The organism is Azonexus hydrophilus (genome assembly GCF_038368255.1).
GTDB classification, from domain to species: Bacteria; Pseudomonadota; Gammaproteobacteria; order Burkholderiales; family Rhodocyclaceae; genus Azonexus; species Azonexus hydrophilus.
This window is the reverse complement of record NZ_CP151406.1, coordinates 1,702,108-1,719,511: the sequence shown is the minus strand read 5'-3', so window position 1 is coordinate 1,719,511 and position 17,404 is coordinate 1,702,108. Positions and strand designations below refer to the sequence as shown.

The following is a 17,404-nucleotide window of genomic DNA, read 5'->3' as shown; positions in this document are numbered from 1 at the left end:
GTTGGTGCAGATCAGAACGAATAGCTCAGGCTGATCGACAGGAAATCGCGGTCAACCATGGGGTTGGTGTGGCTGGCGTAGCTGGCGGACTGGCCGGCCGGCAAGGCTCCGGATGCCGCATTTGGTGTATCGGTCCCGGAAATTTTCTTGCCACCAAAAAACGCAGTATAGGCAATATCCGCTTGCCAATTCTGGCGATAATTGAAGCCAAAACCTAACGTCAGCGCCTTGGCACCTTCGTTGAAAGTCGGGCTACGACCATCCACATCATGCGAAAAAGCCACCCGCGGGGAGACCGTGACCGCGCCGATGGCGTTCGGATAGTCTAGACGACCAACCAGGCGATACCCCCACGAATTCTCAGTAGCAAAACAACCGCTGGAAGTCGAATTAAAAGCGCTGCTCGCCGACGAACCGACCTGCGGAAGATGGCATCCTGATGCGGCAAATTTGATGTTGGAGGGCAATTCCAAGCGGGTGTAGCCAACCTCACCGACGACAACCAATTGTTCGGCACCAAATGTCGGACCGAAGGCCTTGGTACCGGTAACTTGAACCTGATGCATCCTGACGCGACGATAACCCTTGATCTCCGTACCATAAGCAACACTTGCGGCTTGCACTGGATCAGTACTGGTTAGCTGATTGCCGATACCCAGCGCTGCTCCCAGCAACTCAGCCGAGGGAAGTTGCAATGGCTGGTTGGGGCGGTAGGAATACTCTCCCTGGAGAGCGATGCCGTTTGGCAGAGCCGTATTGAAACTAAAGCCAAACAGCTTGATATCTTCCGGGTATTCAACAAAATAGGTTCCAGCCCGACCAGCTGCTGCTGCACAAGCAGCATTGGTTGCATTCAGCGCCGACAGGTTGGTGGCTTGGTCAAGGGTTAGTCCTTGCCCCATCAAGGCGCCAATATTGCCCGCCGTATGCAATGCGCCAAATGTCGGAATATTCAGAGCCGTACAAGCTGGATTACCGGTGGCAGCTAGCGGAACACCCGCAGCCGTAAGGACCCCTTGTTCAAAAGCTCCGATATTATTGGAAATTGTTCCTGCTGCGCTTATGCCACCCCGATATCCCGACACAAACGGGGTACGACTATGGTAATTGGCATGAAAGAAACCGAATTCGGTATTATTCAACTCAGGGGAGAAATAGCGAAAAGCAATCCCATACTGACCGTCATTGCTAGCATCTCTATCTTTCGAACGAGGCGCCCACAGTGCCGCATTTGCGTTACTCGGAAAAACGCCAGCATTACCATTTATATCGTTGCGACGACCGAACCCGGTATAAGCGATATTACCCCCTTCGGAAACGAAATCATTCGTGCTGAAGAACGAACCCGCCGGATCGATCTTGGTTTTCTTCCACTCGGTCAGTAGCGCCACCTCGACCGAAAGATTGTCAGTCAATTCCTGCGAGGCGTAGGCCATCGTCGTGGGGATGAAGCCTTCCTTCAGTTCCGAACCGGGAGCACGCAGGCGGCTGACGTTGACCGGGTTGAGGACATTGATACCGTTCTGGATGAAGGTGCTTTCCCCCCAGCTGACCACCTGTTTGCCCAGGCGCAGATTGAGATTGCGATCGCCGACCTTGAAATTTCCGCGCACATAGGCATCGAGAATCTCTGCATCGGAGCCGAGAATGTCCCGCGCATCGCGGGTGAGACTATCTTTGGCACGAATCGTTGGGTCGTAGAAATACGAACCACGGACGAAGGCGCCGAAGTTATGGTATTTCAGCTCAAGATCATGCGTCGCCTTGAGCACGGTCGACACCAGTTCGCCCCGCTTGTAGCGCAGGTTGCCGTCGTCGGAATTGGGATCGCGCGATGTTCCGCCGTTGGCGATGCTGATCAGCGAACTTTCCGGTTTCTCCATGCGCCACAAGGCGCCCAGCGAAACCGTGGTATCGAAGCTGCCGCTCAGTTCGCCATGCTGGAACTCGAAAGCCATGACCGACGTTGAACCGCCGGCCAGGGCGATCGCCACCGCAGCACCCAGGGTGCTGCGACGAAACCCCGGATAGCGGGAATTGCCTGTTTTTTGTCTCATCCAAATCTCCTCCTGTTTATCAGATCGGGGGGGCCGATCACGTCTACTACGAGTTTTGACTACCTATTTCCAGACTTCCGGAATCGTGCGTACCGATCTTGTGCCGGTATCGCATTGCTAAAACCACCCTGCTTGCTACCTACTGCTGATTACACGGACTCCTTTCGCGATGAGATGCCCGAATCCAGCAAAAATTTGATCGGCCCACCGGTAAAAGGTGCAAACCCGGTTCCAAATATTACGCCCGCATCCGCCAGATCGGCATCGACGATGACACCGTCGCGAACCAGTGCCTGCGTGCGCTCAACCAAAGGCTTGACCAGTTTCTCGGCCAGCCCCGGCGGCACCGTGGCGGCAACGGCCTTGGCCGGCTTGCCATCCTTCCACGCGTAGAAACCCTGACCAGATTTCTTGCCCAGCTGCTGACGTTCGACCCGAGCAAGCAGGCAGCGTGGCGCCTCGGCGCCGCCCGCCAGCTGCTGGCCGGCCGCCATGGCGATATCGAGGCCGACCGTGTCGATCAGTTCGATCGGTCCCATCGGCATGCCGAAGGCGAGCATCGCCGCATCGACCGTTTCCGGCGAAATACCGTCGTCGACCGCACGCATCGCCGCCAGCATGTAGGGCGCGAGCACCGCATTGACCAGGAAACCGGGCGCGCTCTTCACCGGCAGCGGCAGCTTATCGATCTGCTTGACGAAGGCACAGGCGGCGCGAACCATCGCCGGATCGGCGCCGTCGGCCTCGACCACCTCGACCAGCGGCATCATCGCCACCGGATTGAAGAAGTGGATGCCGACCAGGCGCTCCGGCCGGACCAGCGCCGAGCGCAGGTCTTCCAGGCGCAGGCTGGAGGTGTTGGTGGCAAGCACCGCGTCCGGCTTCATCCGCGGCTCGAGGCTGCGGAACAGCGCGTGCTTGGCCTCGACGTTTTCGAAAATCGCTTCGATGACGACGTCGGCGCGAGCGGCACCGGCGCCGGCCGGATCGGGAATCAGGCGGTCGAAGGCGGCGCGGGCGCGTAGCGGATCGCGCAGCTTCTTCTTGAACAGCGCGTGCGCCCGCTTTATCGCCGGAGCAATGCGCTCGACCGACTGGTCCTGCAGCGTCACCGTCAGGCCGCGGAGTGCGCACCAGGCGGCGATGTCGCCGCCCATGACGCCGGCACCGACGACATGCACGTGTTTCGCCACGAAATCGCCGTCCTTGCCGAAGCCCTTCAGACGCTCCTGCAAATGGAAGACGCGCAGCAGGTTCTTCGCCGTCGGCGACTGGATGATGCGGTCGACGACGGCCGGCGCCGCCAGCGCGTTGCCGTCGTGCTTCTGCCACAGGTCGATGATCGCGTAGGGCGCCGGATAGTGCTCCGGACGCGCCTTCTTCGCTACCTGCTTGCGCGCGCCGTTGGCGACCACCGCTTTCAGCGGACCGGCCAGCAGCTTCTGGACGAAGGGTAGCGGGCGGCGCGGACGGTTCGACAACAGCAGCTTGTGTGCGGCCATTTCCATCACGCGCGGCGGCACACATTCGTCGGCCAGCCCGAGGTTGCGTGCCCGCTTGGCGTCGAGCGACTTGCCGGTGAGCATCAGGTCGAGCGCCGCCGCCGGACCGACCCGCTGCGGTAGACGCAGCATGCCGCCCCAGCCGGGGAAGATGCCGAGCATGACTTCCGGCAGCGCCAGCTTGGTGCCCGGCTCGTCGACCGCCAGGATGTAGCGGCAAGCCAGCGCCAGTTCGAGACCACCGCCCAGGCAATGGCCGCGAACCAGCGCCAGCGTCGGATATTTCACCGCCGCCAGCCGGTTGAACAGCTCCCAGCCGCGCGCGACCAGCGCCCTGCCCTTTTCCGGCGTGTTCAATTGCGAGAACTCGCCGATGTCGGCGCCGGCGATGAAACCGGCCGCCTTGCCCGAACGGACGATCAGCCCCTTGGGCGGATAGAGGTCGAGCTGGTCGAGGATCTGCGCGAATTCGGCCATCACTTCGGCCGACAGCGCGTTGGTGCTTTCTCCGGCGCGATCGAGCACGGCGACGGCGATGCCGGATTCTTCCTTGTTGAGTTGCCAATGTTTCATGATCAGCAGGCCTCCACCAGCATGGCACCGCCGAGACCACCGCCGATGCAGATGGTCGCGACACCGCGTTTTGCCTGATTACGCCGCAGCACATGTAGCAAGTGCAGGACAATGCGCGCGCCGGAAGCACCGACCGGGTGGCCGATGGCCACCGCCCCGCCGTCAACGTTGAGCCTGTCCTCGGGAACCTCGCCGAGCGCACCATCCAGACCGAGTTGCTCGCGGCAGTAGGCGTCGTCCTTCCAGGCCGCCTGGCAGCCGAGCACCTGCGCGGCGAAGGCTTCGTTGAGCTCCCAGTAATCGATGTCGGAAAGCTGAAGGCCGTGGCGCTGCAGGATCGGCGTCGACGCATGCACCGGGCCGAGGCCCATCTGTTCCGGTTCCAGCCCGGACCACTGGCTGTCCACGATCTTGCCGATGGGCTGCAGCCCCCATTTTTCCACCGCTTCTGCCGAGGCCAGCAGCACCCAGGCGGCGCCGTCGGTGATCTGCGAGCTGTTGGCGGCGGTGATGTTGCCGTATTTCTTGTCGAAGAACGGGCTCGGCTTGGCCATCCCGGCCAGCGTCGCATCGGCGCGCACACCGTCGTCCTCGGCGTAAACCTTGCCGTTGCCATCGACCAGCGGCACGATCTCGCCGAGGTGGCCGGCTGAGCGAGCGGCGATGGCGCGCTGATGGCTGCGCACGGCGAATTCGTCCATCTGCTGGCGGCTGATACCGAACTTCCAGGCCAGGTTTTCTGCGGTCTGCCCCATCAGCAGGCCGACCACCGGGTCGGTCAGGCCCTTCATCAGGCCGATCACCGGCGTCAGCAAGGCGGCCGGCCGCAGTTTGAGGAAATGGCCGAGTTTCTGCCCCATCGTGCGCATACCCATCATGCCGGCAAACCAGTGCACCATCGTGTCCGAATACAGCAGCGGCGCCCGCGACAGCGCATCGACGCCACCGGCCAGCACCAACTGCGAACGGCCGCACTGGATGTTGGCGATGGCCGAATCGATGGCCTGCATGCCGCTGGCGCAATTGCGCATCACCGTCCAGCCCGGCACCTTCTTGCCGCAACCGAGGCGCAGCGCGACCATGCGGCCGATGTTGGTCTCGTCCGGCGACGGTGCGGCGCAGCCGAGGATGACCTCGTCGAGATCGGACGGCAGGAAAGGCTGGCGCAACAGCAGCGCACGACCGGCCTGGGTCGCCAGGTCGGAGGCGGCGAACGGCCCCGGCCCTTTCTGCGCTTTCAGGAACGGCGTGCGGGCGCCGTCGACCACGTAGATCGTCTTGTTCATGCTCAAGCCGCCATCCGGTCGTCGGCCGGCTTGTTGGCCGTGGCCACGCCGTAGTCGAAGGGGAAGTCATCGACACGAACGACGATGTCGCGCAGGTGGTTGCGCCGCTTCATCACTTCGTATTCGGCGGCGTTGATGACGCCCGCTTCGAAGGCGACGATGGCGATGTCGCGGACGTTGGCCTGCGGATTGCCCTCGAAGCGCCCATCCTTCTCGGCGGCGCGGATCTTGGCCTCGATCTGCTCGGCTTCCAGCGTTGCCTTGAGGGCCAGTTCGATGGCGCCAACCGGTTCGTTTTCCTCCAGCGGCAGGTAGCATTCGGCGGTCAGCCGGTCGCGCGTCGCCGACGGCGCGATCAGCGCCTTCGCCACCTGGTGGCCGACCTCGTCCGAGGGCACGACATAGGGATGGCCCCAGGGGAAGACGATGCGATTGACTACGGCGGCGATGAAGCGCACCGGGAAGTTGGCGATGACGCCGTCGAAGGCTTGCTGCGCCTTGTACATCGCGTCCCAGATCGCCCAGTGGGCGAGCGCGGCGTCTTCCTTCCTGCGGCCTTCGGCCTCGTAACGCTTGAGCGTGCAGGAAATCAGGTACATCTGCGCCAGGATGTCGCCGAGGCGCGCCGACAGCTTTTCGCGGCGCTTGACGCTGCCGCCGAGGACCAGCAGCGAGACGTCGGAAAGGAAGGCAAAGGCGGCCGAGAAGCGCGTCAGTTGCTGGTAGTAGCGCTTCATTTCCGGCGCCACGTCGGTGTTGACCGTGACGAAGTGCGAACCGGTCAGCCCCTGGCGGAAAGCACGCCAGCCGTTCTTCATGGTGAAGCCGATGTGGCCGAACAACGCCCGGTCGAAATCGACCAGCCCCTGGCGGACGTCCGGGTTCTGCGCGGCGCGCATTTCCGGCAGCAGGTAAGGATGGCAGCGGATCGCGCCCTGACCGAAGATGATCAGCGAACGGGTCAGGATGTTGGCGCCTTCGACGGTGATCGCCACCGGAATCTGCTGGTAGGCACGACCGAGGAAATTAGACGGGCCAAGGCAGATGCCCTTGCCGCCGATCACGTCCATGCCGTCGTTTACGACGACGCGGGCACGTTCGGTGACGTGGTACTTGGCGATGGCCGAAACCACCGACGGCTTCTCGCCGAGATCGACGGCGCCGGCGGTCATCTTGCGCACCGCGTCCATCATGTAGGTGTAGGCGCCGATGCGGGTCAGCGCTTCCTCGACGCCTTCGAACTTGCCAACGGCCATCTTGAACTGCGAGCGGACACGGGCGTAACCGCCGACGGCACGCGCCGTCATCTGCGCCATGCCGGTGTTCGACGACGGCAGCGAGATCGAGCGCCCGGCCGCCAGGCACTCCATCAGCATGCGCCAGCCCTGCCCGGCCATCTTTGGGCCGCCGATGATGAAGTCGAGCGGCATGAAGACTTCCTTGCCGCGCGTCGGGCCGTTCATGAACATGGCGTTGAGCGGGAAGTGGCGGCGGCCGGTATCGACGCCCGGATGATCGTAGGGGACCAGCGCGCAGGTGATGCCGATATGCGTCTTGTCGCCGAGCAGGCCGTCCGGATCGTAGAGGTGGAAGGCCAGACCGAACACCGTGCACACCGGCGCCAGCGTGATGTAGCGCTTGTCCCAGGAGACGCGCATGCCGAGCACTTCCTTGCCCTGATACATGCCCTTGCAGACGACGCCGGAATCCGGGATCGATGCCGCATCGGAACCTGCCCACGGGCTGGTCAGCGCGAAGGCCGGCACTTCGATGCCCTTGGCCAGACGCGGCAGGTAGTGGTTCTTCTGTTCCTCGGTGCCGTAATGCAACAGCAGTTCGGCCGGGCCGAGCGAGTTCGGCACCATGACCGACACCGACAAGGCTGAGGAGCGCGTCGACAGCTTGGTCACCACCTGCGAATGGGCGTAGGCGGAAAACTCCAGGCCGCCGTACTTCTTCGGGATGATCATGCCGAGGAAGCCTTTATCCTTGATGTAGCGCCAGGCTTCGTTCGGCAGGTCATAGAGTTCGTGGGTGACTTTCCAGTCGTCGACCAGGCGGCAGGCTTCCTCGCATTCCTTGTCGAGGAAGGATTGCTCCTCGGCGGTCAGCTTGGGTACCGGGTAGGCGTGCAGCTTCTGCCAGTCGGGCTTACCCTGGAACAGCTCGCCCTCCCACCAGACGGTGCCGGCTTCGAGCGCGTCGCGCTCGGTGTCGGACATCTGCGGGAGAACCTTGCGGTAGGCGGAAAAAATGGACCGGGTGATCAGCGCGCGGCGCAGCGGCCGCACCGTGACCAGCCCGGCCAAAGCCACCAGGGCAAGTACCCCGAGCAGAGGGATGGTGTTGTCGAACATGCATGTCTCCTTGGTATTTTTTATTTGGATCCCGGCTTAGCGGCCGGATTGATCGAATTGCGGCAGCGGCGCACGCAGGCCGCCGATGAGGAAGGACATCAGGCGCGGCACCAGGCGGTCGAGACGGTCGACCGAGTCTTCTTCCTCGATCTGCCAGTCGGTGACCAGGCGCAGCGCGTCGGTCCCGGCGATGGCGTAGGAAGTCGCGCCGAGCATGAAATGGAAGCGCCAGACGATCTCGGCCTTGGGCACATCGGGTAGCGCCCGGAACAGCGCTTCCTTGAAGCGGTCCATGACCACCTTGTACTCGTGGGCGAGGAAGGCACGGATGAATTCCGATGGCTCGGTCAGCGTCCGCCCGAGCAGGCGCAGGAAGGTCATGCCGCCACGGGCATCGTCCTCAGCCATACGCAGCAGCGTGCCGAAAAAGGCATCGACGATCAACGACGGCTTGACCGGCTGACCACCCGCTTCCGCTTCCAGGCGATCGAGGACGCGCATGCGCTCTTCGTTCAACCAGTCGAGACGACGGCGGAAGACTTCCTGGATCAGCGATTCCTTGGAGCCGAAGTGGTAATTGACCGCAGCCAGATTGACGCCGGCCTCGCCGGTAATCTGGCGCATCGAGGTGCCGTCGTAGCCATGCGCCATGAACAGGCGCTCGGCGACATCAAGGATGCGTTCGCGGGTATCGGTGTTGCGCACTTCTGCCATCTAGGACTCCACAATTCATACGTTCGTTTGAATCATAAAAAAAGCCGTGGCAATTGGCAAGCACTTTGTTGACTGAAAAACTCGGGTAAAAAATCAGGCGTTGCGCTGGCGGATGAAATCCATGACCTGCTCGGCTGGCAAAGGCTTGCTGAACAGATAGCCCTGGACCAGATCGCAACCGCGGGCGCGCAGGTAGTCGAGCTGCGCCTCGGTCTCGACGCCTTCGGCGACCAGCGTCAGGCCGAGATTGTGCGCGAGGCCGATGGTCGCGTCGCAAATCACCTGGCCATCGACATCCTGGCCGATTTCCTCGACGAAGGAACGGTCGAGTTTGAGCTTGTCGAGGGCGAACATGCGCAGATAACTCAAGGACGAATAGCCCGTACCGAAGTCGTCCAGCGCCAGGCTGACGCCCATGTCGCGCAGCAGGTCGAGGACGCGCACCGTTTCGTCGGGATGCTCCATCGCCACCGACTCGGTGATCTCGAAAACCAGATCGCCCGGCGGCAGCGAATAGGCCTCGATCACCCCGCGCGCCAGTACCGACAGGTCGCTGTTGCGCATCTGGATCGCCGAAATGTTGATCGCCATCTTGACTCCGGTCAGGCCGGCTTCGCGGAAGGCTGCCAACTGGCGACACGCCGCCCAGATGACCCAGTCACCGATCGGCTGGATCAAGCCGGTTTCCTCGGCAACGCCGATGAACATGCCCGGCGCCAGCAAACCACGCTCGGGATGCTGCCAGCGGATCAGCGCCTCGACGCACGAAACCTTGCCGGTACGCAGGTTGATGATCGGCTGGAAATGCAGCCGGAACTCATCCCGGCCCAGGGCCAGACGTAGCGCATGCTCGATGCCCAGACGCTCGACCGCCGCCTCGTTCATCTTGGCATCGAAGAACTGGAAGTTGTTCCGCCCGGCCGATTTGGCGTGGTACATCGCCGCGTCGGCATTGCGCATCAGCGTCTCGCCGTCCTCGCCGTCCATCGGGTAGATAGCGATGCCGATGCTGGGCGTGGTGTACAAGGTGTGGGCGCCGACCGGGTAAGGCTCGGCAACCCGCATCACCAGTTTCTCGGCGACCATTGCCACCGATGAGGAATGCTCGATGCCGCTCAGCATCACGACGAACTCGTCGCCACCCAGGCGCGCCACCAGATCGCTTTCGCGCACGCACTGACGCAAGCGCCGGCTGACATGGATGAGCAGCTCGTCGCCGACGTGATGGCCCAAGGTATCGTTGATGACCTTGAAGCGGTCGAGATCGATGAACAGCAGCGCCACCCGCGCCGATTCCCGGCGCGCCACGGCCAGCGCGTGCTCCAGCCGGTCCTTGAGGCTGAAACGGTTGTTCAGCCCGGTCAACATGTCGTGATGCGCCATGTAGTGGATCTTGGCTTCGGTCGCCCGCTCGGTCGACACATCGGTGAAATGCGCGACGTGGTAGCGGATATCGCCCTGGTCATCGCGTATCACCGAGACCGACAGCCATTTCGGATACACCCCGCCATCCTTGCGGCGATCCCAGATTTCACCCTGCCAGAAGCTCTTTTCCTTGATCGCGGCCCACATCCGCTTGTAATCTTCCCGGCTGGTCCGGCCGGCGGACAGGATGCGCGGGTCTTGCCCGACAACCTCGTCCTGAGCATAACCGGTGAGCATGGTGAACGCGGCATTCACCGTCAGGATCCGGTTGTTGTGGTCGGTGATCATGATCGCTTCACCGCTGTGGTGAAAAGCGCTGCCCAGCAATTGCATCTGGGACTCAAGCAAGCGGATGTCGGTGATGTCCTGTGCCGTACCGATGGACCGCAACGGCTTGCCGGCCTCGTCGTAGATAGTTTCGCCGCGCTCCCTGATCTGCTTGATCCGGCCATCGGGCATCACCATCCGGTGCTCGACCTCGTAGGGCTGACGGGTGGCCAGCGCGGCCTGGTAAGCTTGATCGACGCGCTCCCGGTCCTCCTCGTGGACCATTTGCAGGAAATGTTCGTAATCCGCCGGCCCCAGCGCCGGGTCGATCTCGAAGATCCGGTAAAGCTCGTCCGACCAGGACAGTTCGTTCTTCTCCAGATCGAGTTCCCAACTGCCAATTCCGGCCAGGCGCTGGATTTCCTGCAGTTGTTGACGACTGCGCTGCAACTCGCCCGCCAGCTTGGCCGGCAGCGTGAGGCGATCGACAAGCCAGCGCCAGATCATCAATGCATCATCCTTTTCTTGTGTTTGCCGCCATTGTGCTCAGACCATGCGCAAACATCAATCAGCCTGCATTCGGTAAGCGCGGACTGGCCTGCTCGTACTGGAGAAAACGGCAAGCCACGACGATTCCGGTTTTCCGCTCCCGGTAATGTTCGACACGCTCGCTGCGCAACTGCCAGCTGGCCAGGGGAATTTCTTCGGGAAAGCGCGTATCGCCGGCGAAATCGCGCTCGATACGGGTCAGGTAAAAATAGCGGCAATAGGGCCAGGCTGCCGCATAGATCGATGCGCCGCCGATCACGAAGACCGGTTTGCCGGTGGCCAGTGCCCGCCGCAAGCCCTCCTCCACCGAAGACACCCGATGACAACCCGGACGCAAGGCAAGATCGGCCTGGCGCGAAACGATGAAGGAATCCGGCGGCACGGCATCCATCGACTCGTAAGTCAGCCGGCCGATGACCAGGGCCGCGCCGGCGACCTGCTTCTCGAACCAGGCCAGTTCCTCGGGAATATCCCAGGGCAACCAGTTATCCAGTCCGAGCACGCCGTTGGCGGCAACCGCACCGATGGCGGCGATCACTTGCGCATCTTCTGCCATTGCATCCGTGTCATCGACAGGGAAATGGCCGGCGTCGCCTGCCCGTTATAGACATGCGGCTTGTGCATGGAAACAAAGGCCGAACTGACCGGCGGAATGGAGAAAATGGCGTCCATCACTTCAAGGATGCTCGACTCCAGGCATTCGCAGTGCGCATTCTGCTCCAGGCGGCGAATCGCCAGGAAGATCACCTCGTAATCGACCACCTGACGGATGTCATGCGGGTCGGCGATGGCATCCATCGGCGCCCAGGCGTCGGCATGAACCACAACCGCCTGCGGGCCGTGCTTTTCAAGCGGATTGCAGCCGGTACGCAACTGTATCGTCGCATCGACCGAGGCACACCAGTGATTTTCCTGCACCTGAAACTCCTGAAAAACCCGAAAAAAAAGCGCCGAAGCGCCCTGACAGCCCCTGAGTGAACGAACTCAGGCTACCGTATTGATCAAGGTACCGGTCGTCTGACCTTCGGCATTGGTATATGCAGGGGCAACGACGGCTGGCTCGCTCGGCGCAAGAACCTCTGAAATCTGCTTGCGCAAGTCACCGAGCTGATTATTCACCTGGCCCAGCGATTCCAGCGAGGACACATTGCGCCGCGCACTGTCTGCATCTCCACGCGCCTGCACCGAACTGGTCTGCAATTGGCGCGCATTCTCCTGCGCCCGGTCGGCGTCCTGTTGCGCACTTCTCGCCTGTGACTGCAAGGCCCGCGCACGCTGTTCGGCCTGCTCGGCATTACGCTGGGCCTGCTGCGTCTGCAACTGCCCCCACGCCGCCGAACCTGCGCCTTGCGCACCCGGAATCATCGCAATTACCTCACTAACAAATCACCCGCACCAGGCGGGAAATGCTCAGGCGGTCGTATTGACCAGACGCCCCGTCTCCTGCCCTTGGGCATTGATCACCGGACGAACCGTTTCTTCAGTTTGCTGAACCTGCTGTTCCGGACGCGCCTGCTGCTCGCGCCGCTCGACCTGTTGCTGCTCCTGGGCTGGCTGGGGACGTGCGGACTGAACGCTGTTGTTGGCATACGCACCGGATGCGCCTACAGATGCGATTTCCATGATCTTCTCCTGATAGAGGATTGCACCTTTACTTTACACCATTTCGGAAAATCTTCCAGCCGGAACAGAAGTTTCCCTTTAAAAAACAAACCCCGCCTCACCGTTGATACGGCTGGACGGGGCCTGAATTTCAATCAGCCCGAATGCCGGAACCAATCCGGCACACGAACTTACATCTCGACCGTAGCCGCCTGCTCCACAAACTCCGGAATCTGGTCGAAGTTCATGTAGCGATAGACTTCGGCGGCCTTGGCGTTCACCAGCTTGATCTGCTCCATGTACTCCGGCACCGTGACGATCCGGCCGGCCAGGGCGCACATCGCGGCCAGTTCGGCGGAGCCGAGGTAGACGCGGGTGTCGATGCCCAGGCGGTTCGGGAAGTTGCGGGTAGAGGTGGAGATCGCCGTCGAACCCTTGCGGATCTGCGCCTGGTTGCCCATGCACAGAGAGCAGCCCGGCATTTCCATGCGGGCGCCGGACTTGCCGAGGACGCCATAGTAGCCTTCTTCGGTCAGGATCAGCGCGTCCATCTTGGTCGGCGGAGCGATCCACAGGCGGGTCGGGATGTCGGCCTTGCCTTCGAGGACCTTGCCGGCAGCGCGGAAGTGACCGATGTTGGTCATGCACGAGCCGATGAAGACTTCGTCGATCTTGTCGCCAGCGACTTCGGACAGCAGCTTGACGTCGTCCGGGTCGTTCGGGCAGGCCAGGATCGGCTCGGTGACTTCGGCCAGGTCGATTTCGATGACTGCGGCGTACTGCGCGTTGGCGTCAGCCTGGAGCAGCGTGCCGTTGGCGATCCACTCTTCCATCGCGGCGATGCGGCGCTTCAGGGTGCGGGCGTCCTGGTAGCCTTCGGCGATCATCCACTTCATCAGCGTGATGTTCGAACGCATGTACTCGACGATCGGTTCCTTGTTCAGGGCGATCGCGCAAGCAGCGGCGGAACGCTCGGCGGCGGCGTCGGAGAGTTCGAAGGCTTGCTCGACCTTGAGGTCCGGCAGTCCTTCAATTTCCAGGATGCGACCGGAGAAGACGTTCTTCTTGCCTTTCTTCTCGACGGTCAGCAGGCCAGCCTTGATCGCGTAGTACGGGATGGCATTGACCAGGTCGCGCAGGGTGATGCCGTCCTGCATCTTGCCCTTGAAGCGGACCAGCACCGATTCCGGCATGTCCAGCGGCATGACGCCGGTGGCGGCGGCAAAGGCGACCAGACCGGAACCGGCCGGGAAGGAAATGCCGATCGGGAAGCGGGTGTGCGAGTCACCGCCGGTACCGACGGTATCCGGCAGCAGCAGGCGGTTCAGCCAGGAGTGGATGACGCCGTCGCCCGGACGCAACGAGACGCCGCCACGGGTGCTGATGAAGGACGGCAGTTCGCGGTGCATCTTGACGTCGACCAGCTTCGGATAGGCGGCGGTGTGGCAGAAGGACTGCATGACGAGGTCGGCGGAGAAGCCGAGGCAGGCCAGGTCCTTCAGTTCGTCACGGGTCATCGGGCCGGTGGTGTCTTGCGAACCGACGGTGGTCATCTTCGGCTCGCAGTAGGTGCCCGGCAGGATACCGGTCACGCCGCAAGCCTTGCCGACCATCTTCTGGGCCAGCGAGTAGCCCTTGCCGTTGTCGGCCGGGTTCTGCGGCAGGCGGAACAGCGTCGATTGCGGCAGGCCGAGGAATTCACGGGCCTTGGTGGTCAGGCCACGACCGATGATCAGCGGAATGCGGCCGCCAGCGCGGACTTCGTCGAGGATGACGAGGGTCTTGAGCTGGGATTCGGCAATCACGGCACCATTCTTGGTGGCGGTGACCTTGCCGGTGGCCTGGTCGACCTTCAGTTCGATCTCGTCGCCCATGTCCATCTGGCCGGCGTCGATTTCGATCGGCAGGGCGCCGGCATCTTCCATCGTGTTGAAGAAGATCGGGGCGATCTTGGAACCCAGGCAGACGCCGCCGAAACGCTTGTTCGGGACGAACGGGATGTCTTCGCCGGTAAACCACAGCACGGAGTTGGTAGCGGACTTGCGGGAAGAACCGGTACCGACCACGTCACCAACGTAGGCGATCAGGTTGCCCTTTTTGGCCAAAGCTTCGAGTTGCTTGATCGGGCCGCGCGAGCCCGGCTCGTCGGCTTCGATACCCGGACGCGGGTTCTTCAGCATGGCCAGCGCATGCAGCGGGATGTCAGGACGCGACCAGGCATCCGGCGCCGGCGACAGGTCGTCGGTATTGGTTTCGCCGGTGACCTTGAACACGGTCAGCTTCTGCGAAGCCGGCACAGCCGGGCGCGAGGTGAACCACTCGCCATCGGCCCAGGATTGCATGACGGCCTTGGCGTTGGCGTTGCCGGCCTTGGCCAGTTCGGCGACATCGTGGAAGAAGTCGAACACCAGCAGGGTCTTCTTCAGGCCTTCGGCGGCGACGGCGCCGCAGGTCGGGCAGGCGAGCAGGTCGATCAGCGGCTTGACGTTGTAGCCGCCGAGCATCGTGCCGAGCAGTTCGGCAGCCTTCTCGCGGGAAATCAGCGCACAGGCTTCTTCGCCCTTGGCCACCTTGGCCAGGAACTCAGCCTTGACCTTGGCGGCATCATCGACGCCAGCCGGCACGCGGTAGGTGATCAGTTCGACCAGGGCGGCTTCTTCGCCGGCCGGCGGGTTCTTCAGCAGGGCCACCAGTTCGGTGGTCTGTTGCTTGGACAGGGGCAGCGGCGGGATACCGAGGGCTGCACGCTCTGCTACGTGGGCGCGATAGGCTTCAAGCACGGCGACTTCCTTTCGTAAAGGGTTGCTCTAGGGGAAACGAATATTTTACGACAACGGCGGCGGCTGGATGGTTCGCATGGCAATGCCCCTGGCCGGCACCCGCAGGTCTTATATATTTTATATGTTAGTTCACCTGTGCGCCATATCTTCGACGCTTGAACCGGATGGCGATTGCCCATTTTTCAGGCAGCGACCACAAAGCCCTTGTCGCTCAATGGATTGCAGCAGGCATCCAGAGCTTATCCACAGGCTTGTCCGACCCAAACGGGGATAAATGTCCTTTATGCACACAGGCTGATAGACTTGCCCCTTTTGCCCAGCGACCCAACGACATGTCCCGCATTGCCGCCATCTCCCGCCTCGGCCAGCAAGTCTGGCTCGACAACCTGTCCCGCCAACTGCTCGAATCCGGCGAACTCGCCCGCTGGATCGCCGACGATGCGATTGCCGGCGTTACCTCGAACCCGGCCATCTTCTACAAAGCGATCCGTACCGATGCGGCTTACGCCGAAGCCCTGGGCAAGCTGAAAAGCAGCCCGCTGGAGGCTGAACTGCGCTTCGAAGCCCTGGCACTCCCCGACGTCCAGGGTGCCTGCGACCTGTTCCTGCCCCTCTACGAGCAAAGCGGCGGCAACGCCGGTTTCGTCAGCTTCGAGGTGTCGCCGACCCTGGCCGCCGACACCGCCGGCACCCTGGCTGCCGCCCGGCGCCTGTGGGCGGAGATCGGCCGCCCGAACGCGATGATCAAGATCCCGGCAACGCCGGCCGGCCTGGGCGCGATCACCGCCGCCATCGCCGACGGCATCAACGTCAATGTCACGCTGATCTTTTCGCCGGGGCAACTCGCCGACGTGCAGCAGGCCTATCGCGCCGGCATCGAGCAGCGTTTCGCCGCCGGTCTGCCGGTGGACCGCATCGCCTCGGTCGCCAGCGTTTTCATCAGCCGACTGGACAGCCTGATCGATCCGAAACTGCCGGCCGAACTGCAAGGCCGGACAGCGATTGCCATGGCCCGCCAGGCTTACGCCGACTGGCAGGACCTGCCGGCCCTGCCCGGCCAGGCCCGCCAGCAGATGCTGCTGTGGGCCTCAACCTCGAGCAAGAACCCCAATTACCGCGACGTGCTTTACGTGGAGCAACTAATCGGCGCCGGCACCGTGAATACCGTTCCCGATGCCACGCTGGCGGCCTTCCGCGACCATGGCGAAGCGCTCGCCACGCTGGCTGACGACAGCGAGGGCACGGCCCATCAACTGGCGGCAATCGCCGCGCTGGGTCACGATCTCGACGTGATCGGGGAAGAACTGCAGACGGCCGGCCTCAAGCAGTTCGACGAAGCCTTCGCCAAACTGCTCGACCTGGTCCGCTGATCGTCAGTGCGGCTGGCTCAACCGAGCCAGTCGCGCAAATCCTCGATCAGGTCGTCGACACCGCCGAGCGACAGGCCGAAGAAATCGCAGACCAGCGGCGCGGCCTTGGCCCACTCGTGATCGACGCCACCGGCATGCAGGCGGATGATGTGTTCGGCGAGCACATTGATGGCGATCTGCGCCAGGACAACGGATGAAAATTCGCTGCGCCGCTGCAGGACGCTGTAGTCGTGGTGGCGCAGGATGGCTTCGGCCACCTCGTCGGGCAGTCGCCAGCGGCGCGCCAGGAAGTAGCCGACCACCGCATGGTTCGTCCCCAGGTACTTGTCCTCGACCTCGGTAAACATCATGTCCTCGGCGTCGTTGGCCTCGCCGAGTACCGAGCGCGTCTCGGGGAAACGCCGCATCAGCAGCGGAATGCCGCAATCGTGGAACAAGCCGAAGGTGTAGGCCACATCCGGCCGAATGCAGCGCAGGCGGCGGGCAATCTCGCCGGACAGACGCGCGGTCAGCGCCGAACTTTCCCAGAAACGTTCGAGACTGGCCGAATCCTTGCCCGCCAAGGCGACCTTGAGCAGTTGCGAGACCACCAGGTTGAATACCTGCCGCGTTCCCAGAACGTTGATCGCCTGGTTGATCGACGACAACTTGTGGCCAGTCGAGAATGCCGGTGAATTGGCAATCTGCATGACGTGCCCCGAGAGGGCGACGTCGCTGGACATCAGGCGCACCAGTTCGCGATGATCCGGCTCATCCTTCTTCAGTTCCCGGTCAAGTTCGACCAGGATCGACGGGCAAGGCGGAATGTCCACGCCGCTGAGCATGGACTGCAGTTGTTGTTCTTCTGGGACGGATTTCATTTAGCGCATCTCCGGGGATTGCCGTGGAGATTAGCTGCTTGTTGCGTTTCGATAAATATAAC

At 62.4% G+C, this 17,404-nt stretch carries 13 protein-coding genes; 1 reads left to right on the top strand and 12 read right to left on the bottom strand.

The window, feature by feature from the left end; genetic code table 11:
- Positions 1–11 precede the first annotated feature (11 nt).
- The 11 genes from AADV58_RS08190 to acnB all read right to left on the bottom strand — a co-directional run bounded on the left by AADV58_RS08190 (position 12) and on the right by acnB (position 15,112).
- Positions 12–2,057 (bottom strand): DUF1302 domain-containing protein, encoded by a 2,046-nt coding sequence (locus AADV58_RS08190; protein WP_051295495.1) that lies wholly within the window; start codon positions 2,055–2,057, stop codon positions 12–14.
- 149 nt (positions 2,058–2,206) lie between these two features.
- Positions 2,207–4,132 (bottom strand): 3-hydroxyacyl-CoA dehydrogenase NAD-binding domain-containing protein, encoded by a 1,926-nt coding sequence (locus AADV58_RS08185; RefSeq protein WP_341742857.1) that lies wholly within the window; start codon positions 4,130–4,132, stop codon positions 2,207–2,209.
- Positions 4,133–4,134: 2 nt separating this feature from the next.
- Positions 4,135–5,418 carry an acetyl-CoA C-acetyltransferase gene (locus AADV58_RS08180; RefSeq protein ID WP_341742856.1) on the bottom strand — a complete coding sequence of 428 codons (1,284 nt, stop codon included), beginning with the start codon at positions 5,416–5,418 and terminating at the stop codon, positions 4,135–4,137.
- Between the two features lie 2 nt (positions 5,419–5,420).
- A complete protein-coding gene (locus tag AADV58_RS08175; protein ID WP_341744519.1) occupies positions 5,421–7,775 on the bottom strand; it encodes an acyl-CoA dehydrogenase in 2,355 nt (784 codons plus the stop codon).
- Between the two features lie 36 nt (positions 7,776–7,811).
- Entirely contained in the window at positions 7,812–8,489 is a 678-nt protein-coding gene (locus AADV58_RS08170; protein WP_028995831.1) for a TetR/AcrR family transcriptional regulator, read from the bottom strand.
- Between the two features lie 93 nt (positions 8,490–8,582).
- Positions 8,583–10,688 (bottom strand): putative bifunctional diguanylate cyclase/phosphodiesterase, encoded by a 2,106-nt coding sequence (locus AADV58_RS08165; RefSeq protein WP_341744518.1) that lies wholly within the window; start codon positions 10,686–10,688, stop codon positions 8,583–8,585.
- A gap of 61 nt (positions 10,689–10,749) precedes the next feature.
- On the bottom strand, positions 10,750–11,268 hold the full coding sequence (locus AADV58_RS08160; RefSeq protein WP_341744517.1) for a dihydrofolate reductase: 519 nt from the start codon (positions 11,266–11,268) through the stop codon (positions 10,750–10,752).
- Positions 11,265–11,648 carry a dihydroneopterin aldolase gene (locus AADV58_RS08155; RefSeq protein WP_028995833.1) on the bottom strand — a complete coding sequence of 128 codons (384 nt, stop codon included), beginning with the start codon at positions 11,646–11,648 and terminating at the stop codon, positions 11,265–11,267. The genes AADV58_RS08160 and AADV58_RS08155 overlap by 4 nt, the downstream gene beginning before the upstream one ends.
- Before the next feature lie 66 nt (positions 11,649–11,714).
- Positions 11,715–12,095, bottom strand: coding sequence for a hypothetical protein (locus AADV58_RS08150; RefSeq protein ID WP_028995834.1), 381 nt, complete (start codon positions 12,093–12,095; stop codon positions 11,715–11,717).
- 45 nt (positions 12,096–12,140) lie between these two features.
- A complete protein-coding gene (locus AADV58_RS08145; protein WP_028995835.1) occupies positions 12,141–12,353 on the bottom strand; it encodes a hypothetical protein in 213 nt (70 codons plus the stop codon).
- A gap of 170 nt (positions 12,354–12,523) precedes the next feature.
- Positions 12,524–15,112: a bifunctional aconitate hydratase 2/2-methylisocitrate dehydratase gene (gene acnB, locus AADV58_RS08140; RefSeq protein ID WP_341744516.1), complete on the bottom strand. Its 2,589-nt coding sequence runs from the start codon at positions 15,110–15,112 to the stop codon at positions 12,524–12,526.
- Between the two features lie 332 nt (positions 15,113–15,444).
- Between acnB and tal the strand changes: the two genes are divergently transcribed.
- Positions 15,445–16,482 carry a transaldolase gene (tal, locus tag AADV58_RS08135; protein ID WP_341744515.1) on the top strand — a complete coding sequence of 346 codons (1,038 nt, stop codon included), beginning with the start codon at positions 15,445–15,447 and terminating at the stop codon, positions 16,480–16,482.
- 17 nt (positions 16,483–16,499) lie between these two features.
- Here the strand turns inward: tal and AADV58_RS08130 are convergent, their stop codons facing one another.
- Positions 16,500–17,342 carry an HDOD domain-containing protein gene (locus AADV58_RS08130; RefSeq protein WP_341744514.1) on the bottom strand — a complete coding sequence of 281 codons (843 nt, stop codon included), beginning with the start codon at positions 17,340–17,342 and terminating at the stop codon, positions 16,500–16,502.
- Positions 17,343–17,404: the final 62 nt, after the last annotated feature.